Raw genomic sequence first — 20,005 nt, forward strand, 5'->3', positions numbered from 1 at the left:
CTGTGGGAGCGAGCTTGCTCGCGATGGGGCCGGCACCGTCACCACAAAATTTCAGACCGGCAAACTGGTCGTCGACTTGATCTCCGACAACGCCACGATCGAATTGACCTCCTGAATCCCCGGCACCATCGACAGCTTCTCGAAGAAGAAGCGCTCGTACGCCTCGATGTCTGCCGTGACAATCCGCAGCAAGAAATCCACCGCCCCCATCAGTACGTAACACTCCAGCACCTCCGGAAAGCCGCGAATCGCCTCGGTGAATTCGGTGAAGTTCGAACGCCCGTGGGCATTGAGTTTCACCTCCGCGAAGATCTGTGTGTTCAGACCGATTTTCTTGCGGTCGAGCAAGGTCACCTGGCCGCGAATGATGCCCTCCTCTTTCATCCGCTGAATCCGCCGCCAGCACGGCGACTGCGAGAGCCCCACCTGCTCGGCGATCTGTGCGCTGGAAAGCGAGGCATCCTCTTGCAGCAAGGCAAGGATCTTGCGGTCGTAGCTGTCCAGTTCGCTCTGCATAAAAAAACCCTAAACATGGTAATTAGTGAATTGATTAATTCTACATTTCTGCAATGTAGCCAATCATAGAGAAGAAATACCCGGCACAGGATGTAAACATTTCTCCAGTAATTTTGGAGCCAGACCATGCCGTATCTCGACACCGTGAACACCTCACCTGCCCGCGCCGATGTCTGGAGCGTCGGCAACGCCCACTACCGGGTTCGCTATCAAATGCTCGCCGAGGCAGAACCGGACCTGCTGTGTCGCGCCCTCAATCTGTTCGCCTTGCAATTGCTCACGCCGGACCAGGTCAACGTGCAGCGCCGGGACGACTGGCTGGCCATCGAGATCGTTATCGACGGTTTGAGCTGGCACCGCGCACAAGTGATTGCGGAAAAACTTCGTAACCTGATCAGCGTCTGCTCGGTAGAGTTGCAAGAAGCTGATGCTGCCTGGGCCGAAGCGGTTCAAGCGGCGGGTTGAAAAACTCCGAAACGGATTCGTCGGGTAGTGGCCCAGCGGTCAGCCGGGCCACGGCTATCCTTTGCGCACTGTCGTTCAAAAGGAGCCCGCATGTCCGTACATATCGCCCTTCAGGACCGCTGGCTGGATCTCAATGATGTGCTGCGCGAACTGGTCGCCCAAGGCTTTATCAGTCAGGATTCGGCCGAACACGCGCTCAATGCCCGCCGCCGCAATGCCTCCCTTGGCCAGATGCATCCGCTGGAGTTCATTGCCAGCCAACAGCTGGACGATCTCAGCCGTCCCGGCAAACCGCTGGACCTCGAAAGCCTGACCCTGTGGCTGTCCCGGCAGGCCGGCCAGCCTTACCTGCGCATCGATCCGTTGAAAATCAACGTCGCGGCCGTGACCCCGCTGATGTCCTATGCCTTCGCCCAGCGCCACAAGATCCTCGCGGTAGCGATCGACCGCGAGGCGGTCACCGTGGCCAGCGCCCAGCCTTATGTCAGTGGCTGGGAGGCTGACTTGACCCACGTGCTCAAGTTGCCGATCAAGCGCGTGGTGGCCAACCCGGTGGACATCCAGCGCTTGAGCGTTGAATTCTTCCGCCTGGCCAAATCGGTCACCGGGGCGAACAGCGCCGACCCGCAAGTCAGTACCCTCGGCAATTTCGAACAGTTGCTCAACCTCGGCGCCAGCGACCAGGAGCCGGACGCCAACGACGCACACATCGTCAACATCGTCGACTGGCTGTTCCAGTACGCGTTCCAGCAACGCGCCAGCGACATCCACATCGAACCCCGGCGCGAACAAGGCACAGTGCGCTTTCGCATCGACGGCGTGCTGCACAACGTCTATCAATTCCCGCCCCAGGTCACCATGGCCATCGTCAGTCGCCTGAAAACCCTGGGGCGCATGAACGTCGCGGAGAAACGCAAACCCCAGGACGGCCGGGTGAAAACCAAGACCCCGGACGGCGGTGAAGTCGAACTGCGGTTGTCGACACTGCCCACCGCCTTCGGCGAAAAAATGGTCATGCGGATCTTCGACCCGGAAGTCCTGCTAAAGGACTTCGACCAGCTTGGTTTCTCCGCCGACGACCTGCGCCGCTGGCAGGACATGACCCGCCAGCCCCACGGCATCATCCTTGTCACCGGGCCGACGGGTTCGGGCAAGACCACTACCCTCTACACCACCCTGAAAAAACTGGCGACGCCGCAGGTCAACCTCTGCACTATCGAAGACCCGATTGAAATGGTCGAGCCGGCGTTCAACCAGATGCAGGTCCAGCACAACATCGACCTGAGCTTTGCCGCCGGCGTGCGCGCGCTGATGCGACAAGACCCGGACATCATCATGATCGGCGAGATCCGCGACCTCGAAACCGCGGAGATGGCGATCCAGGCGGCGCTCACCGGGCATCTGGTGCTGTCGACCCTGCACACCAACGATGCGCCCAGCGCCATCAGCCGCCTGCTGGAGCTCGGCGTACCGCACTACCTGATCAAGGCCACAGTGCTCGGCGTCATGGCCCAGCGACTGGTGCGAACCCTGTGCCCGCACTGCAAGGCGCCGCTGGCGCTGGGCGAAGACGACTGGCAAACCCTGACCCGGCCCTGGCAAGCCCCCTTGCCGGCCAATGCCCAGCGTGCCATCGGTTGCGTGGAATGCCGCGACACCGGTTATCACGGTCGCGCCGGGGTCTACGAAATCATGCAGCTCAACGACAGTATCAAAGCGCTGATCAGTCCCGACACCGATCTGCTGGCCGTTCGGCGCCAGGCATTCAAGGAAGGCATGCGCAGCCTGAGGCTGTCAGGGGCGCAAAAAGTCGCCGCCGGGCTGACGACCATCGAGGAGGTTCTGCGTGTGACACCCCAGAGCGAGCAGAGCTGAGCCCGACAGTACTTGTCCGGCATCGGCACCGCTACACTCAAGCGAATGCAACTCCACAGATCCACACATCAACAAGGAATCGTTATGCAGATCGGTAGTGTGCTTTTGCTTTTCGTCGGCCTGGTGGTCGCCATTCTGTTCATGGGTTTCAAGGTCGTGCCCCAGGGTTTTGAATGGACCGTCGAGCGTTTCGGGCGCTACACAAACACGCTCAAGCCGGGGTTGAACGTCATCATTCCGGTCATGGACCGCATCGGCCGCAAGATGAATGTGATGGAAAGCGTGCTGGATATTCCGCCGCAGGAAGTCATCACCTCCGACAACGCCACGGTGCAAATCGACGCCGTGTGCTTCTTCCAGGTGGTCAACACGGCCCAGGCCGCCTACGAGGTGAACAACCTCGAACATGCCATCCGCAACCTGCTGCAAACCAACATCCGTACGGTGCTCGGCTCGATGGAACTCGACGCCATGCTCAGCCAGCGTGACGGGATCAATGAAAAGCTGCTGCGCACCGTCGATGAGGCAACCGCGCCGTGGGGCATCAAGATCACCCGGATCGAGATCAAGGACATCAGCCCGCCCGCCGACCTGATGGCGGCGATGTCGGGGCAGATGAAAGCCGAGCGGATCAAACGTGCACAGATCCTCGAGGCCGAAGGCCTGCGCGCTGCAGCGATCCTGACCGCTGAAGGCAAGAAGCAGGCGCAGATCCTCGAAGCCGAAGGCAGTCGCCAGGCCGCCTTCCTGGAGGCCGAAGCTCGCGAGCGACAAGCCGCGGCAGAAGCCCAGGCGACCAAAGTGGTGTCCGAAGCCATCGCAAGCGGCAACGTGCAGGCGGTCAACTATTTCGTGGCGCAGAAATACATCGATGCGCTGGGCAAGTTGTCTTCGGCCAACAACAGCAAAGTGATCCTGATGCCGCTGGAGGCCAGTTCGATGATCGGTGCGGTGGGCGGCATCGGTGAAATCGTCAAAGCCACGTTCGACGACAAGAAAGGCTGAGGCGCGCCATGTGGGGATTTTTGCAGCACCTTTCGTTCTGGGACTGGTTGGCGCTGGGCACGGTGTTGTTGATTTTTGAAGTGTTCGGCGCTGGCGGCTACCTGCTGTGGATCGGCACTGCCGCAGCGACCGTGGGCGTATTGACCTTCCTCCTGCCGGACCTGTCCTGGGAATGGCAGTTTCTGTTGTTCGGCCTGCTGTCGATCGCCACCGCGTTGTACTGGTGGCGGCGTCAGCGCACGGCGGCGCGTCCGAGCGATCAGCCGCACCTGAATCTGCGCGGCCAGGAACTGATCGGAAAAACCTTCGTGGTGCATGAGGCGATTGTCAACGGTCGCGGCAAAATCAAGGTGGCCGACAGCGTGTGGATGGCTCGCGGGCCGGACACTGCCATTGGCAGCCGCGTGCGGGTGGTCGGCCAGCAAGGCGCGATCCTGCTGGTCGAAGCAGCGGAATAGGCAACCACGGAACTCGATTGGGGGTTGGCAATCCAACGGCGTAGTCAACCCAGTGGAGTCACCCTGTCATGCGTTTCAAACTTGCTGTCGCTACCGTCGCGCTGTTGTCCCTGCCTGTCGGTTCGGCGATGGCCGATACTTTTTGGCGTAACGTTCTTACATCCGGTGCAACCACCGGTTCGAGCTATCTGACATCCAAGGATAACAAGCTGGTCGTCGCAGCCCAGGACGATGCCAGCAGCTTCGTCGCCAGTGATGGCGGTATCCGCGGCCCGTACCTGGAAGCGGCCATGCAGAAAGTCCGCGCCGACAACCCGGGCCTGCAAGCCACGGACATGGCACTGGCGAACGCGATCCTGGCGAAGAATGCCGTGGCTTCGGAGTAACAGTCGCGAACACAAGAATGCCGCTCACTTGAGCGGCATTTTTTTGCTTTGCGAACACAAACTCCATGTTCACCGAGCCCCCCTGTGGGAGCGAGCTTGCTCGCGATTGCGGTGGATCAGTGAAATCTTCAGTGACTGACACACCGCTATCGCGAGCAACCTCGCTCCTACAGGGGTTATGTGCAGCCTGAAATGTCAGCGGTATTCATCCACCGGCACACACGCACAAAACAGATTGCGATCGCCGTAGACATTGTCCACCCGGTTCACCACCGGCCAGTATTTGTATGCCTTGGTGTGCGCGTCCGGCGTGACCGCTTGCACAATGCTGTACGGCCGCTCCCACACACCAGTGATATCGGCCAACGTATGCGGCGCACCCTTCAACGGATTTTCTTCAGCCGGCCAGTTACCGTTCTGCACTTCGTTGATTTCCGCGCGGATGCTCAGCATCGCGCCGATAAACCGGTCCAGCTCTGCCTTTGACTCGCTTTCGGTCGGTTCGACCATCAGCGTCCCCGGCACCGGAAACGACATGGTCGGGGCATGGAAGCCGTAGTCCATCAGGCGCTTGGCGACGTCCTCTTCGGTGATGCCGGTCAACACCTTGAGCGGCCGCAGGTCGAGGATGCATTCGTGCGCCACCCGTTCGTTGCGCCCGGTGTACAACACCGGGAAGGCACCGGACAAATGCCGCGCCAGGTAATTCGCAGCCAGGATCGCCACTTCGCTGGCATCCGCCAATTGCGGCCCCATCATGGCGATGTACATCCAACTGATCGGCAGAATGCTTGCGCTGCCCCAGGGCGCTGCGCTGACGGCGCCATTTTGCGGGTGCGGCCCGTCGATCGGCACCACCGGATGATTGGCCACGAACGGCGCCAGATGCGCCCGCACCCCGATTGGTCCCATGCCTGGCCCACCGCCACCATGGGGAATGCAGAAAGTCTTGTGCAGGTTCATGTGCGAGACGTCGGCGCCAATATCGGCCGGCCGCGCCAGCCCGACCTGAGCATTGAGGTTGGCGCCATCCATATACACCTGACCGCCGTGCTGGTGGATCACTTCACAGATTTCGCTGATGCCTTCCTCATACACGCCATGGGTCGAAGGGTAAGTCGCCATCAGGCAGGCGAGTTGGTCTGCGGCCTGCGCGGCTTTTTCCTTGAGATCATCGAGGTCGACGTTGCCCGCCTCGTCACACTCGACGATCACCACGCGCATCCCGGCCATTTGCGCCGACGCAGGATTGGTGCCGTGAGCCGACGAAGGAATCAGGCAAATGTCGCGGCCACCCTGTTGACGGCTCTCATGGTATTTGCGGATCGCCAGCAGCCCGGCGTATTCGCCCTGAGCGCCGGAGTTGGGCTGCATGCAGATCGCATCGAAACCGGTGATCGCGCAGAGCCAGCGTTCCAGTTCTTCGATCATCAACCCGTAACCGGCGGCCTGTTCCTTGGGCACGAACGGATGCAGGTTGGCGAACTGCGGCCAGGTGATCGGGATCATCTCGCTGGTGGCGTTGAGCTTCATGGTGCAGGAGCCCAGCGGAATCATCGATTGGTTGAGTGCCAGGTCCTTGTTTTCCAGTTGCTTGAGGTAGCGCAGCATCTCGGTTTCGCTGTGATGGGCGCTAAACACCGGATGGCGCAGGTAAGGCGAGGTTCGCGCCAGCCCTTCGGGAATTCCGCCGGGCAAGACCTCGGCATCCAGATCCTCGATGCTGAGCCCGTGATCGGCCCCCAGAAATATGTCGAACAGCTTTGCCACGGTGGCTTCGTCGCAGGCCTCGTCGAGGCTCAAGCCCAGTTGGCCACGCCCGAGAATACGCAGATTGATCTGCGCGGCCCGGGCACTTTCGATGATCGCGGTCTGGGCTCCGCCGACTTCCAGCGTCAGGGTGTCGAAGAAGTGCCGGTTGATCCGGGTGATACCGTTGCGCTCAAGCCCGGCGGCAAGGATGCAGGTCAGCCGATGAACCCGCTGGGCGATCCGCTTGAGCCCTTCCGGGCCGTGGTAGACCGCATAGAAACTGGCGATATTGGCCAGCAGCACCTGGGCCGTGCAGATATTGGAGTTGGCCTTCTCCCGGCGGATGTGTTGCTCACGGGTTTGCAGGGCCATGCGCAGGGCGGTGTTGCCCCGCGCATCTTTTGAAACACCGATGATCCGCCCGGGAATCGCTCGCTTGTATTCATCGCGGCTGGCAAAAAATGCCGCGTGTGGTCCGCCGTAACCCATAGGCACGCCAAATCGCTGGGACGAGCCGAACACCACATCGGCGCCCAGTTCACCTGGCGGGGTCAGCAACAACAGGCTCAGCAAATCCGTGGCGACACAGGCCAGGGCCTGTTGCGCGTGCAGGTGATCGATCAGCGGCCGCAGGTCGTGGATTTCACCGTGGGTGTCTGGGTACTGCAGTAGCGCACCGAACACCTGGTGCTGCTTCAAGTTATCCACAGCGTCGACGATCAGCTCGAAGCCGAAGCCTTCAGCGCGGGTCTGCACCACGGAAATGGTTTGCGGGTGGCAGTTTTCGTCGACAAAGAACAGGTTGCTTTTGGACTTGGCGACCCGCTTGGCCAGGGCCATGGCTTCCGCCGCGGCAGTAGCCTCATCGAGCAGCGATGCGTTGGCCAGTTGCAGACCGGTCAGATCGATGGTCAGTTGCTGGAAGTTCAGCAGTGCTTCGAGCCGCCCTTGGGCGATCTCCGGTTGATAGGGTGTGTACGCGGTGTACCAGCCAGGATTTTCCAGCACGTTACGCACAATGACCGCCGGTGTGAGGGTGCCGTGGTAGCCCATGCCGATCAGGCTGGTCCAGACCTGATTCTGCTCGGCATAACCACGCAACTTGGCCAGTGCGGCCTCCTCATCGAGTGCCGGGGGCAGGTCCAGCGCCCGGTTGAGGCGAATGCCCGGCGGCACCGTTTGCTCGATCAATTCAACCCGGCTGCCCAGACCGAGGCTGTCGAGCATTGCCTGTTGCTCGGCGGCATCGGGTCCGAGGTGGCGGCGCAGAAAGGTATTGGGGTCGCGTAACTGGCTCAGGGACGGCATCTTGGACATGACGGGCTCTCTCTTGACTGGCGCTCAACGTCGATGCAACACGGTCAAACCAGCATAGCAGCCGATATCCGCGTGGATGACGTGGCGCCGTCGAGCAATCCGGATCATCATGCTCGGCGCCTGACTAATTTCCGCTAATCGGTGACTGTATCCATGAGCCAACTGCCTTTCCTGCCGTTTTCCAAACCCACCATCGATGAAGCCACGATTGCCGCTGTCGGCGACGTATTGCGCTCAGGCTGGATCACCAGCGGCCCCAAGGTCCAGGCCTTCGAAGCACAACTTTCGGAGTATTTCGGCGGGCGCCCGGTACGCACCTTCAATTCCGGTACCTGCACCATGGAAATCGCCTTGCGCATTGCCGGGGTCGGGCCGGGCGACGAAGTGATCACTACGCCGATTTCCTGGGTGGCCACCGCCAACGTCATTCTGGAAGTCGGCGCCACCCCGGTGTTTGCCGACATCGACCCGGTGACCCGCAACATCGATCTGGATCAACTGGAAGCGGCGATTACCCCCCGCACCAAAGCCATCATCCCGGTATACCTCGCCGGGTTGCCCGTGGACATGACGCGGTTGTACGCCCTGGCGAACAAGCACGGCCTGCGGATCGTCGAAGATGCTGCCCAGGCGCTGGGTTCCAGCTGGAACGGCCAGCGCATTGGCTCGACCGGTGATTTCGTGTCCTTCAGCTTCCAGGCGAACAAAAACGTCACCTCCTCAGAGGGCGGTTGCCTGGTGCTCAATACGGCCGAAGAAGTACGACTGGCAGAGAAGTACCGGCTGCAGGGCGTTACCCGCAACGGCTTCGATGGCCTGGACGTCGACGTGCTGGGTGGCAAATTCAACATGACCGACGTCGCCGCGGCCATTGGCCTGGGGCAATTTGCTCATATCGAAACCATTACCGCTCATCGCCGTGACCTCGCCCGGCACTATTTCGCCTGCTTTGGCGAGGATTTCGAAGCGCAGTACGGGGCGCAATTGCCTCCGGCGGATTTCACCCACAGCAACTGGCATTTGTTCCAGCTGGTATTACCGGAACGTACGGACGGCAAACCGGCGCGGGCGACTTTCATGGAGCAAATGCAGGCACTGGGTGTCGGGATCGGCTATCACTATCCGCCGATTCACCTGTTGAGCCTTTACCGCGAACGCGGATTCAAGGAGGGCATGTTCCCGGTCGCCGAGCGGGTCGGTCGTTTGATTGTCTCGTTGCCGATGTTCACGGCGATGAGCAAGGCCGATGTCGAGCGTTCGGTGGCTGCGGTGAAAGCCGTCTTGCGGCCTTGACTCAACCTTGATTCGGCCTTTGTAGGAGCTGCCGGAGGCTGCGATCTTTTGATTTTAAAAACAAGATCAAAAGATCGCAGCCTTCGGCAGCTCCTACGGGACGAGCATTACTCGCCGATGGCAGCCTTGTAGCCGGCGGCATCCAGCAGCTTGTCCAGCTCGGACTTGTCGCTTGGCTTGAGCTTGAAGATCCACGCGCCGTACGGGTCGCTGTTGAGCAGTTCCGGCGAAGCGCTCAGATCTTCGTTGATCGCAACCACTTCGCCGCTGATCGGGGCGTAAATATCGGAAGCGGCTTTGACCGACTCCACCACACCGGATTGATCACCGGCGGCGAAGACTTTACCGACTTCAGTCAATTCGACAAACACCACATCACCCAGCGCTTCCTGCGCGTGATCGCTGATGCCCACGGTGACGGTGCCATCGGCTTCCAGACGTGCCCATTCGTGACTTTCGGCAAAACGCAGTTCGGCAGGGATATCGCTCATGTTCTGTATCCTCAGGAAAAGGGTCGGCGGGCATGCCCGCCAGAAAAGGTTAGATCAAGGTTTTGCCGTGACGTACGAAGGTCGGTTTGACCACTCGGACCGGGTACCACTTGCCACGGATTTCCACTTCAGCGCGGTCGGCAGTAGCCATCGGCACGCGCGCCAGTGCAATCGACTTGCTTAGCGTAGGAGAGAAACTACCACTGGTGATCTCCCCTTCGCCAACATCGGCGATACGGACCACTTGATGAGCGCGTAAAACACCGCGCTCTTCAAGGACCAGACCCACCAGTTTGTACTGCACACCGGTGGCCTTTTCGGCTTCCAGGGCCTTGCGCCCGATGAACTGCCGGGTGGCAGGCTCCCAGGCGATGGTCCAGGCCATATTGGAGGCCAATGGTGAAACATCTTGCCGGATGTCCTGACCGTAAAGGTTCATGCCGGCTTCGACCCGCAAGGTATCCCGCGCGCCAAGGCCGATGGGAGAAATCCCGGCACCGACCAGATCGTTGAAAAAGCCTGGCGCCTGATCGGCCGGCAGAATGATTTCCAGGCCGTCTTCGCCGGTATAACCGGTGCGCGCGATGAACCAGTCACCATCGGGCAGGCCTTCGAAGGGCTTGAGGAGCTGAATCAGGTTGCCGCGGGACTGGTTGACCAGCTCGGCAATTTTTTGCCGGGCGTGGGGGCCCTGGATGGCCAGCATCGCCAACTCGGAACGTTCACTGAGCTGTACGTCGAAACCATCGAGATGCGCTTGCATCCAGGCTATGTCCTGATCGCGGGTGGAGGCGTTGACCACCAGGCGATAACCCGCATCGAGACGGTAAACGATCATGTCGTCGACGATCCCGCCTTGCTCGTTGAGCATGGTGCTGTACAACGCACGGCCGGGGCTGTGCAGGCGTTCGACATCATTGGCCAGCAAATGCTGAAGCCAGGCTTTTGCCTGGGCGCCGCCGACGTCGATCACGGTCATGTGGGATACATCGAAGACACCGCAATCGCGGCGTACCTGGTGGTGCTCCTCGACCTGCGATCCATAATGCAGAGGCATGTCCCAACCGCCAAAATCGACCATCTTCGCGCCAAGTGCGAGATGAAGGTCATACAGAGGCGTACGCTGTCCCATGGGTTTCTCCTTCCGGGCGTGGCGAAGGTGCGGGCAGGTGCTGCACGGACTGAAGGCCTTGAAACATGGGCTTTCAGCCGACTTCAGCCACCTGGTCTGTCGGACAGACCGCACCGAATGCCGCGCATTGTAGCCGCAAGGTGTAGGACTGACACCTAGCTGTTTCGATGTGCCGAGCGCCGGATCAAACTGATGACCGGTAACAGCCCGACCAGCACCAGGGTCAATGCCGGCAAAGATGCTCTCGCCCATTCGCCTTCGCTGGTCATTTCGAAGATTCGCACCGCCAGCGTGTCCCAGCCAAACGGGCGCATCAGCAGGGTCGCGGGCATTTCCTTGAGCACGTCGACGAACACCAGCAACCCCGCGCTCAACGTGCCGGGTAACAACAACGGTAGATACACTTTGAAAAACAGTCGTGGCCCACTGACGCCAAGGCTACGTGCCGCTTCGGGCAAAGATGGCCGTATATGTGCCAGGCTGCTTTCCAGTGGCCCGTAGGCCACCGCAATGAAGCGCACCAGATAGGCCAGCAACAACGCTGACAGACTGCCCAGCAGCAGCGGCTTGCCTGCGCCACCGTGCCAACTGGAGAGCGGAATCACCAGCTCGCGATCCAGGTAACTGAACGCCAGCATGATCGACACCGCCAGCACCGAACCGGGCAAGGCATAACCCAGGTTGGCCAGACTGACCCCGGAACGAATGACCCGGGTGGGCGCCAGTCGTCGGGCAAACGCCAGTAACAAGGCAACGCTGACAGTGATCAACGCCGCCATCGCCCCCAAATACAAGGTATGGACGATCAACCCGGTGTAGCGCTCGTCGAGATCGAAGCGCCCGCGCTGCCAGAACCACACCATCAGTTGCAGCATTGGAATGACAAAGGCACAGGCAAATACCAGCCCACACCATGTCATGGCTGCCAGCGCCTTGAAGCCTCGCAGGTGATACAGGGCCTTGACCCGTGGTCGCTCGTTGCTCGCCCGGTTGGCCCCTCGAGCACGCCGTTCGCCATACAGCACTAGCATCACCACCAGCAGCAACAGACTGGCCAGTTGTGCGGCGGAAGACAGGCTGAAGAAACCGTACCAGGTCTTGTAGATGGCCGTGGTGAAGGTATCGAAGTTGAACACCGACACGGCGCCGAAGTCCGCCAGGGTTTCCATCAGCGCCAATGCCACGCCTGCACCGATGGCTGGCCGCGCCATGGGCAATGCCACCCGCCAGAACGCTTGCCAGGGCGATTGGCCAAGGACCCGCGCGGCTTCCATCAGGCCTTTGCCCTGGGCGAGGAAAGCCGTGCGGGCCAGCAGATATACATAGGGATAGAAAACCAGCACCAACACCACAATCACCCCGCCCGTGGAGCGCACGCGCGGCAGCCGCAGGCCACTACCGAACCACTCGCGCAGCAGGCTTTGCACGGGCCCGGCGAAATCCAGCAGGCCGACAAACACGAACGCCAGCACGTAGGCCGGTATCGCGAAGGGCAGCATCAGCGCCCAATCGAGCCAGCGCCTGCCGGGGAATTCACAGAGGCTGGTCAGCCAGGCAAGGCTGACGCCCAGCAGGGTGACACCCGCACCGACACCGAGCACTAGCGTCAGGGTATTGCCCAGCAGGCGCGGCATCTGCGTGTCCCACAGGTGGGACCAGATTTGAGTGTCGATGGTTTGCCAGGAAAGCAGCAGGACGCTCAGGGGCAACAGGACCAGCGCAGCGATGGCGAAGACCACGGGATACCAGCGGCGTTGGGCGGGGTGGGCCAAGACAAAACTCTCTAGCAGGTAATGAGGACGTTACGGCTGAAAACAAATCGTGTAGGAGCTGGCTTGCCAGCGAAGGCGCCCGAAAGATCGACGCACAATTCAAGGACGCCTTCGCCGGCAAGCCGGCTCCTACAGGGTCGTGGTATGCCCAAGCAAAACGCCCCGCATGGGCGGGGCGCAGTGTACGGCCGGCTTAGTTCCAGCCAGCCTTGTCCATCAGGCGGATGGCTTCCGCCTGGCGCTTGCCGGCAATTTCCACCGGCAAGGTATCGGCAATGAATTTGCCCCAGGCCGCCACTTCTTCGGATGGATGAACGTCAGGGTTCGCCGGGAATTCCTGGTTCACGTCGGCAAAGATTTTCTGCGCCTCAGGGGTGGTCATCCACTCCACCAGGGCCTTGGCCGCTTCCGGGTGCGGCGCGTGTTGTGTCAGGCCGATACCCGACAGGTTGACGTGTACGCCACGGTCAGCCTGGTTCGGCCAGAACAGTTTCACCGGCAGGTCTGGCTTCTGCTTGTGCAGGCGGCCGTAGTAGTAGGTGTTGACGATACCGACGTCGCACTGGCCGGCGTTGATCGCCTCCAGCACGGCGGTGTCGTCGGAGAACACATCAGTGGACAGGTTCCTGACCCAGCCCTTGAGGATTTCCTCGGTCTTCTCGGCGCCGTGCACTTCGATCATGGTCGCGGTCAGGGACTGGTTGTAGACCTTCTTCGCCGTGCGCAGGCACAGGCGGCCTTCCCATTGCTTGTCGGCCAACGCTTCATAGGTAGTCAGTTCACCCGGCTTCACCCGGTCAGTGGAGTAGGCGATGGTCCGCGCCCGCAGGCTCAGGCCAGTCCAGGCATGCGAGGCGGCCCGGTATTGCAGCGGAATGTTGGTGTCGATGGTTTTCGAGGTGAATGGCTGGAGGATGCCCATCTGCTCGGCTTGCCAGAGGTTGCCGGCATCGACGGTGAGCAACAGGTCGGCCGGCGTATTCGCGCCCTCGGCCTTGAGCCGCTGCATCAGTGGCGCTTCCTTGTCAGTGATGAACTTCACCTTCACGCCGGTCTTGGCGGTGTAGGCATCGAAGACTGGCTTGATCAGCTCGTCGATGCGCGAGGAGTAAACCACCACCTCGTCAGCGGCCTGGGCGGCGGTGCTGCCGATCAGAGTCAGGGCCAGTGCGGTCAGTAGACGCTTTGGTGCCAACATGGGAGCGGTCCCTCGATTGAAAAAATGAGGCCAAATGATAAGGACTCACATTTAGGTTCTCAATCGAACCTGGCTGTGGAGGAGTTACCAGATGTTGCTTGAGCTGGAATATGAGGTGACTGAACTGCCGCCATCGCGAGCAAGCTCGCTCCCACAGGTTTTTTTGGCGTTCACAAAACCAATGTGGGAGCGAGCTTGCTCGCGATGAGGCCATAAGCCTCAACGAAAATCTCAGGGCTTGGCGAGCGCCGGCAAATCCCCGGTCAACCCCAGCGCTTCACGCACGAACAAGGCCTTGGCTTCCGGCATCTTCTCAACCATTTTCAACCCGGTATTACGCAACCAGCGCACCGGCAACGGATCGGCCTGGAACAAGCGCTCGAAGCCTTCCATCGCCGCCATCAGCGCCAGGTTGTGAGGCATGCGCCGACGCTCGTAACGGCTGAGGACTTTCACATCCGCCAGGCGTTCGCCTCGTGTTGCCGCTTGCAGCAACACTTCGGCCAGCACGGCGGCATCGAGGAATCCGAGATTCACACCCTGTCCGGCCAACGGGTGAATGGTGTGGGCCGCGTCTCCGATCAACGCCAGGCCTTGCGCCACATAACGCTTGGCATGTCGCTGGCGCAGGGGCACGCACAACCGTGGGTCGGCGCTGAGCACTTCACCGAGTCGCCCCTCGAAGGCACGCTCCAGTTCCTTGCAGAAGCCCTGGTCATCCATTGCCATCAGACGTTCGGCTTCGCCGGGTGTGGTAGACCAGACGATCGAACACCAATCCTGTTGGCCGTCGCGCTCAAGGGGCAGAAACGCCAACGGACCGTTGTCGGTGAAGCGCTGCCAGGCCGTCATTTGATGCGGTTTGGCGCAACGCACGCTGGTGACTATGGCATGGTGCAGATAATCCCATTCCCGGGTCGCCACACCGGTCAGGCGCCGCACCGCCGAGTTGGCGCCATCCGCTGCGATCACCAGTGGAGCGCGCAGGGTGCGGCCATCGGCCAGGGTCAGCAGCCAGTCATCGCCGGAGTGGCGCATCTGTTCCAGTCGCGCATTGGCCAGCAACCCCAGGTCGCAGTCGTGCAGGCGCTCGAGCAAGGCATCCTGGACCACACGGTTTTCGACGATATGCCCCAGCACACCGGCATGCACGCTGGCCGCCGAGAAGTGTATTTGCCCGGTACCGCTGCCATCCCAGACCTGCATGTCGGTGTAGGGGCTGCTGCGCCGCCCGGCGATGCCATCCCAGACGCCCAGGCGTTCGAGAATCCGCTGGCTGGCGGCCGACAGGGCACTCACCCGCGGTTCAAACGCGGCCTGAGCGTTGAACGGTTTGACACTCATGGGGCTGCCGTCCAGCAGCAGGACTTCCAGCCCGCTGCCCTGCAACGCCAACGCCAGGGCGCTACCGACCATTCCGGCTCCGACAATCAGCAGATCTGCGCGCATTTCCATGCTTTAAGCCTGTCTCTCTTGCGGCTTGAGCCGCACGTAAAGGGTTTTCCCGACCCGCGCCACCAGGTGGCCGGCGTCGTCATGAATGTCGAGCTGCAATTGCGGCAGATATTTTTATAAATCGTGCCTTGCCAAACTGGCGGATCAACCCGTTACGCATCCGGTCGCGTCCCTAGCCCCATCGCTTGTCGGGCAAACCAGCGTTTGGCCGGTGGCAACAGATCGAGGCCGAGCAGTCCGATGTTGCGTCCCAGGGATACCAGCGGCTGCGTGCTGCCGAACAGGCGCGTAACCTGATCGGAAAAGCCCACGGTGAGGTCCTGATCGAGACGCTGGCGTTCACGATAGGCCTGCAACGTGGCGAAGTCGCCCAATGGTTTTTCGCTGGCGAGCAGCGCGGCGGCCAAGGCATCGGCATCGCGCAGGGACAGATTGAACCCCTGGCCGGCAATCGGATGCAGGCTGTGCGCCGCATTGCCGAGCACCGCCAGGTGCGAACGCACCTGTTCTTCGGCTTCGACCAGCGTCAGCGGATACAAGTGCCGTGCACCGACCTGCTTCAACGTGCCGAGGCGATAACCGAATACGCCCTGCAATTCACTGAGGAAACTGCGTTCATCAAGGGCCGCCAGGCGTTGCGCGTCCATGCCCAGACGGGTCCAGACCAGTGCGCAGCGGTTTTCAGGCAACGGCAGCAACGCCATCGGGCCTTCGTCGGTGAAACGCTCGAAAGCCATGCCGTTGTGGGCTTCGCTGGGGGTAATGTTGGCGATCAGCGCACTCTGGTTGTACGGACGCTTCCTGATGCCGATCCCCAATTGCTCGCGCAGGCCGGAGCGGCCACCATCGGCGAGCACTGCGAGGTCGCATTCCAGGGTAGTTTCATCATTGAGGGTCAGGCGATAGCCATCGGTCAGCGGCTCCATGCGGGTGACTTCCGCCGGGCAGCGCCAACTGATCACGTCCTTGTCCAGGCCTTGCCACAGGCATTGGCCGAGCCAGGCGTTTTCAACGACATAACCCAACGCAGGAACGCCCTCTTCCATCGCCGACAACCGCGCCGTCGAGAAACGCCCACGGTCGGAAACATGAATCTGCTTGATCGGCTCGGCGCGGCGGGAGACTTCCTGCCAGACACCCAAACGTTGATAAATTTGCCGGGAGCCGAAGGACAACGCCGAAGAACGGGCGTCGTAACTCGGTTGATACGTGTCGCCGGGGGCGAACGGTTCAATCAGCACGATTTTCCAGCCCCGGGCCTTGGCTCCAGCTTGCAGGGCCAGCGCCAGACTCGCACCGACCAGCCCGCCACCGATGATTGCCAGATTGACTCGACTCATGCCGCCTGTGTCCGCGCGGCAGCCATCAAGGCCTCGATCTCGGCGACCGCTCTCGGCACGCCGCCCGTCAATATTTCACAACCGGTTTTGGTGACCACTACGTCGTCCTCGATGCGCACGCCGATGCCGCGCCATTTTTTCGCCACGCTCTGGTTGTCCGCGGCGATATAGATCCCCGGCTCCACGGTCAGCGCCATGCCGACTTCCAGCACGCGCCATTCGCCGCCGACCTTGTATTCGCCGACGTCATGTACATCCAGGCCCAGCCAGTGACCGGCGCGGTGCATGTAAAACGCTTTGTAGGCTTCGCTGGCGATCAGTTCGTCGACGTCGCCCCGCAGCAGTCCCAGCTTGACCAGCCCGGCCGTGATGACCCGGACCGTGGCCTCATGCGCCTGGTTCCAGTGTTTGTTCGGGGCGATTTCGGCAAAGGCAGCCTCCTGGGAAGCCAGCACCAACTCGTAAATCGCTTTCTGTTCCGCTGAATACTTGCCGCTGACCGGAAAGGTCCGGGTGATGTCGCTGGCGTAGCAGTCGATCTCGCAACCGGCGTCGATCAGCACCAGATCCCCGTCCTTGAGCAGCGCGTCATTCTGCTGGTAATGCAGGATGCAACTGTTGCGCCCCGCCGCGACGATCGACCCGTAGGCCGGCATCTTCGCTCCGCCCTTGCGGAACTCGTAATCGAGCTCGGCTTCGAGGCTGAATTCGTGCAACCCGGCGCGGCAGGCCTGCATCGCCCGCACATGTGCCCGGGAGGAAATCCGCGCCGCCTCGCGCATCACTTTCACTTCTGCCGCCGATTTATACAGGCGCATGTCGTGCAGCAGATGATCCAGGGCAACGAATTCGTTCGGCGGCTGGGCACCGAGGCTGGCCTTGGAGCGGATCACGTTGATCCACTCCATCAGGTGGCGGTCGAATTCGGGGTTGCTGCCCATGGCCGAATACACCCGGTCACGGCCTTCGATCAGGCCCGGCAGGATGTCGTCGATATCGGTGATCGGAAAGGCGTCGTCGGCGCCGAAGTCGCGAATCGCGCCCTCTTGCCCGGCACGCAGGCCATCCCACAGCTCGCGCTCGGCGTTGCGTTCACGGCAGAACAGAATGTATTCGCCATGCACACGCCCCGGCATCAATACCAGCACGGCCTGCGGCTCGGGAAAACCGCTGAGGTACTGGAAGTCGCTGTCCTGACGGTATACGTGCTCGACGTCGCGGTTGCGGATGGCCACTGCGGCGGCGGGCAGAATGGCGATGCTGTTGGGTTCCATCTGCGCCATCAAGGCCTTGCGGCGACGGCTGTATTCCGATTTCGGGATATGGATCATGGGCAGATGGTATTCCCTGGCAATCGATCAGTGCAGCGACGGCTTGGCGGCGGCCGGCGCGTCTTTTTTGGTCTCGGAGAACAGCAGCAGCGGTGCGACGCGCAGGTACTCCATGACTTCCATATAGTCGCTCTCGCCGTCTTCGGACTCTTCCAGCGCGTCTTGCACCTGGGAAATGGCCGCCAGATCCTGCAGCACTTCGGTGGCCTCGGTGCTCAGGGAGCTGCTGTCACGGCAGTTCAGGCCGAAACCGCTGAGGAAGCCTTGGCACCATTGGCCCAGTGCGGCGGCACGCTCGGTGAGCGGGGCGTCGTCGGTCGGCAACAGCAGAACGACGGTCACGTCATCGCCGGTGAGCTCGCCCTTGACCATCTCTTGCAGGCCGATCAGGGCGTTGCGAACGTTGTCCTGCGGCTCGGTTTCGAGCAGTTCGGCGGCGTCGATCAGCCAGCCTTCGGCGTCGAAACCGGCGCCGGCGCAGCTGCGGCCGAGCAACAGGCCGTGCAGCTCAGCTGGCGAGACGTTGTGTCCGCTGGAAGTCAGCAGGGTGGCGAAGCCTTGGTACGGGGAATTCTCAATGGTCATGGGCAGCTAGGCGCCAGACGGCGCTATGTCTAGAATGAAGGCCTTGTATCCTACATCGACTACCCCTGTAGGAGCGAGCTTGCTCGCGATGGTCGTCAACGATAACGCTGGGTACCTGAGACCCCGCGGCGTTCTCAGGTTCATCGCGAGCAAGCTCGCCCCTACAGTCCAACACCCATCAGACAGTGAAGACAATGGAAGACACCGACCTGCAAGCGCTGATGGCCAGACTCGAACTGCTGATTACCCGAGTCGAGCAACTTAAGAGTCAAAACGCACTCTTACTAGCTCAGGAAAAGACCTGGCGCGAGGAACGCGCGCACCTCATTGAAAAAAACGAAATCGCCCGGCGTAAGGTCGAATCGATGATTTCGCGCCTCAAGGCCCTGGAGCAAGACTCATGAGTTCAAGCAATAGCGTCACCGTGCAGATCCTCGACAAAGAGTATTCGATCATCTGCCCTCAGGAAGAGCGCAGCAATCTGATCAGCGCTGCCCGTTACCTGGACGGCAAGATGCGCGAGATCCGCAGCAGCGGCAAAGTCATCGGCGCCGACCGTATCGCCGTGATGGCCGCGCTGAACATCACCCACGATCTGCTGCACAAGGAAAAACGCCCGGATATCCAGGCCAGCGGTTCGACCCGCGAACAGGTACGTGACCTGCTCGATCGCGTCGATCTGGCACTCGCTACCGATCCGGACGTCACCAAAGGCTGATTCGCGCCGCCGCTTGCGGTATAATCCCCTCACTCCCTGGGGTGCTTGCCAGTTGGCGATGTCCCTGAGCCGATTTGCTATACCCTGGAGGTTGCACGTTGGGCTGGTGTGCATGTCCGCTAGACGGAAAGCCTTAAAGCCTACTGCATCTTCCACCTTGAACTTTCGGGTTCAAGGGCTAAGTCGACAGCGGCACATTCGGGGAGCCTGATTCCAGTCCAATGCCGGTTTTGATACCGGCGTTGGCGTTTTTACGGGTACGCTTCACGTATCCGCATTGCTGAAGCCCGAATCCATGACCGAACCTGCGCTGCTCCCCCGCCCGCAACTTCGACGCATGCTGCGCAAAGCCCGCCGCGCACTGACCTCCAGCCAGCAGCGCCAGGCCGCTCGCGGGCTATACAGGCAACTGGCCCAGCAACCGCTGTTCCGCCGCGCCAGACACATCTCGCTCTACCTGCCGACCGACGGTGAAATCGATCCGCGCCTGCTGCTGCGCGCCGCGCAACGCCGGGGCAAAGCCACCTATCTACCGGTGCTGAGCGCCTGGCCGCGAACCAAAATGGTGTTCCAGCGTATCCGGCCCGGAGAAAAGCTCAAACCGAACCGCTTCCGCATTCTCGAGCCACGGGCCAATCTCGCCCGGCAACGCAAGATCTGGGCGCTGGACCTGGTGTTGTTGCCCTTGGTGGGGTTTGACGATGTCGGCGGACGCCTGGGAATGGGCGGCGGCTTCTATGATCGGAGCCTGGCCTACCTGGCACGACGAAACGACTGGCGCAAGCCGACGCTGTTGGGGCTGGCCCATGAATGTCAGAAGGTGGAGCGATTGGCTCAGGCAAGCTGGGATGTGCCGCTGCAAGGAACGGTGACGGACAAGGCCTGGTATTACGCAGGGTAGGCGCCACCTCGATCA

Annotated in this window: 19 protein-coding genes, 1 other RNA gene and 1 pseudogene; 10 read left to right on the forward strand and 11 right to left on the reverse strand. The window is 61.2% G+C overall.

The genetic code is table 11. The features are described from left to right. Positions 1-51 precede the first annotated feature (51 nt). A complete protein-coding gene (locus tag KGA81_RS03925; RefSeq protein WP_008015415.1) occupies positions 52-516 on the reverse strand; it encodes an Lrp/AsnC family transcriptional regulator in 465 nt (154 codons plus the stop codon). A 126-nt stretch (positions 517-642) separates the two neighbouring features. Here KGA81_RS03925 and KGA81_RS03930 point away from each other — a divergent pair, with 126 nt between their 5' ends. From KGA81_RS03930 to KGA81_RS03950, 5 genes are all read left to right on the forward strand, one after another. Further along, positions 643-981 (forward strand): hypothetical protein, encoded by a 339-nt coding sequence (locus tag KGA81_RS03930; RefSeq protein ID WP_223544661.1) that lies wholly within the window; start codon positions 643-645, stop codon positions 979-981. A gap of 90 nt (positions 982-1,071) precedes the next feature. Next, the gene (locus KGA81_RS03935) at positions 1,072-2,856 is read left to right on the forward strand and encodes a GspE/PulE family protein (RefSeq protein WP_223544662.1); all 1,785 of its coding nucleotides are present in this window, start codon (positions 1,072-1,074) and stop codon (positions 2,854-2,856) included. Between the two features lie 84 nt (positions 2,857-2,940). Further along, a complete protein-coding gene (locus tag KGA81_RS03940; RefSeq protein WP_223544663.1) occupies positions 2,941-3,861 on the forward strand; it encodes an SPFH domain-containing protein in 921 nt (306 codons plus the stop codon). 8 nt (positions 3,862-3,869) lie between these two features. Further along, entirely contained in the window at positions 3,870-4,319 is a 450-nt protein-coding gene (locus KGA81_RS03945) for an NfeD family protein (RefSeq protein ID WP_223544664.1), read from the forward strand. Between the two features lie 68 nt (positions 4,320-4,387). Continuing rightward, positions 4,388-4,705: a DUF2388 domain-containing protein gene (locus tag KGA81_RS03950; protein ID WP_223544665.1), complete on the forward strand. Its 318-nt coding sequence runs from the start codon at positions 4,388-4,390 to the stop codon at positions 4,703-4,705. Positions 4,706-4,900: 195 nt separating this feature from the next. Here the strand turns inward: KGA81_RS03950 and gcvP are convergent, their stop codons facing one another. Next, complete coding sequence (gene gcvP / locus KGA81_RS03955; RefSeq protein ID WP_223544666.1) at positions 4,901-7,774, reverse strand: aminomethyl-transferring glycine dehydrogenase; 2,874 nt, start codon at positions 7,772-7,774, stop codon at positions 4,901-4,903. A gap of 153 nt (positions 7,775-7,927) precedes the next feature. On the opposite strand from gcvP, the gene KGA81_RS03960 reads away from it, so the two are divergent. After that, positions 7,928-9,067 (forward strand): DegT/DnrJ/EryC1/StrS family aminotransferase, encoded by a 1,140-nt coding sequence (locus KGA81_RS03960; RefSeq protein ID WP_223544667.1) that lies wholly within the window; start codon positions 7,928-7,930, stop codon positions 9,065-9,067. A gap of 107 nt (positions 9,068-9,174) precedes the next feature. Here the strand turns inward: KGA81_RS03960 and gcvH are convergent, their stop codons facing one another. The 9 genes and pseudogenes from gcvH to KGA81_RS04005 all read right to left on the reverse strand — a co-directional run bounded on the left by gcvH (position 9,175) and on the right by KGA81_RS04005 (position 18,371). Then, entirely contained in the window at positions 9,175-9,558 is a 384-nt protein-coding gene (gene gcvH / locus KGA81_RS03965; protein ID WP_223544668.1) for a glycine cleavage system protein GcvH, read from the reverse strand. A 49-nt stretch (positions 9,559-9,607) separates the two neighbouring features. Next, a complete protein-coding gene (gcvT, locus tag KGA81_RS03970) occupies positions 9,608-10,690 on the reverse strand; it encodes a glycine cleavage system aminomethyltransferase GcvT (protein ID WP_223544669.1) in 1,083 nt (360 codons plus the stop codon). Positions 10,691-10,845: 155 nt separating this feature from the next. Continuing rightward, positions 10,846-12,462 (reverse strand): ABC transporter permease, encoded by a 1,617-nt coding sequence (locus KGA81_RS03975; protein WP_223544670.1) that lies wholly within the window; start codon positions 12,460-12,462, stop codon positions 10,846-10,848. Positions 12,463-12,655: 193 nt separating this feature from the next. After that, positions 12,656-13,660, reverse strand: a complete 1,005-nt coding sequence (locus tag KGA81_RS03980) for an extracellular solute-binding protein (RefSeq protein ID WP_223544671.1) — start codon at positions 13,658-13,660, stop codon at positions 12,656-12,658. Between the two features lie 231 nt (positions 13,661-13,891). After that, a complete protein-coding gene (locus KGA81_RS03985; protein WP_223544914.1) occupies positions 13,892-15,109 on the reverse strand; it encodes a 2-octaprenyl-3-methyl-6-methoxy-1,4-benzoquinol hydroxylase in 1,218 nt (405 codons plus the stop codon). 9 nt (positions 15,110-15,118) lie between these two features. Next, positions 15,119-15,229: pseudogene (locus tag KGA81_RS03990) on the reverse strand (tetrameric acyl-CoA thioesterase); the annotation flags it as partial. 38 nt (positions 15,230-15,267) lie between these two features. Beyond that, positions 15,268-16,455, reverse strand: a complete 1,188-nt coding sequence (ubiH, locus tag KGA81_RS03995; RefSeq protein WP_223544672.1) for a 2-octaprenyl-6-methoxyphenyl hydroxylase — start codon at positions 16,453-16,455, stop codon at positions 15,268-15,270. After that, positions 16,452-17,786, reverse strand: a complete 1,335-nt coding sequence (gene pepP, locus KGA81_RS04000; RefSeq protein ID WP_223544673.1) for a Xaa-Pro aminopeptidase — start codon at positions 17,784-17,786, stop codon at positions 16,452-16,454. Before pepP ends, ubiH begins: the two co-directional genes overlap by 4 nt. 27 nt (positions 17,787-17,813) lie before the next feature. Next, positions 17,814-18,371, reverse strand: coding sequence for a YecA family protein (locus KGA81_RS04005; protein WP_223544674.1), 558 nt, complete (start codon positions 18,369-18,371; stop codon positions 17,814-17,816). A gap of 194 nt (positions 18,372-18,565) precedes the next feature. On the opposite strand from KGA81_RS04005, the gene KGA81_RS04015 reads away from it, so the two are divergent. The 4 genes from KGA81_RS04015 (at position 18,566) to KGA81_RS04030 (ending at position 19,990) form a co-directional block, all read left to right on the forward strand. Then, positions 18,566-18,775: a TIGR02449 family protein gene (locus tag KGA81_RS04015; protein WP_007940359.1), complete on the forward strand. Its 210-nt coding sequence runs from the start codon at positions 18,566-18,568 to the stop codon at positions 18,773-18,775. After that, positions 18,772-19,089 (forward strand): cell division protein ZapA, encoded by a 318-nt coding sequence (locus KGA81_RS04020; protein WP_223544675.1) that lies wholly within the window; start codon positions 18,772-18,774, stop codon positions 19,087-19,089. Before KGA81_RS04015 ends, KGA81_RS04020 begins: the two co-directional genes overlap by 4 nt. Before the next feature lie 30 nt (positions 19,090-19,119). Further along, positions 19,120-19,298: non-coding RNA, 6S RNA (ssrS, locus tag KGA81_RS04025), on the forward strand. An 86-nt stretch (positions 19,299-19,384) separates the two neighbouring features. Further along, entirely contained in the window at positions 19,385-19,990 is a 606-nt protein-coding gene (locus tag KGA81_RS04030) for a 5-formyltetrahydrofolate cyclo-ligase (protein ID WP_223544676.1), read from the forward strand. Positions 19,991-20,005: the final 15 nt, after the last annotated feature.

The sequence above is a fragment of the Pseudomonas sp. A-B-19 genome (assembly GCF_019947515.1).
Lineage (GTDB): Bacteria > Pseudomonadota > Gammaproteobacteria > Pseudomonadales > Pseudomonadaceae > Aquipseudomonas.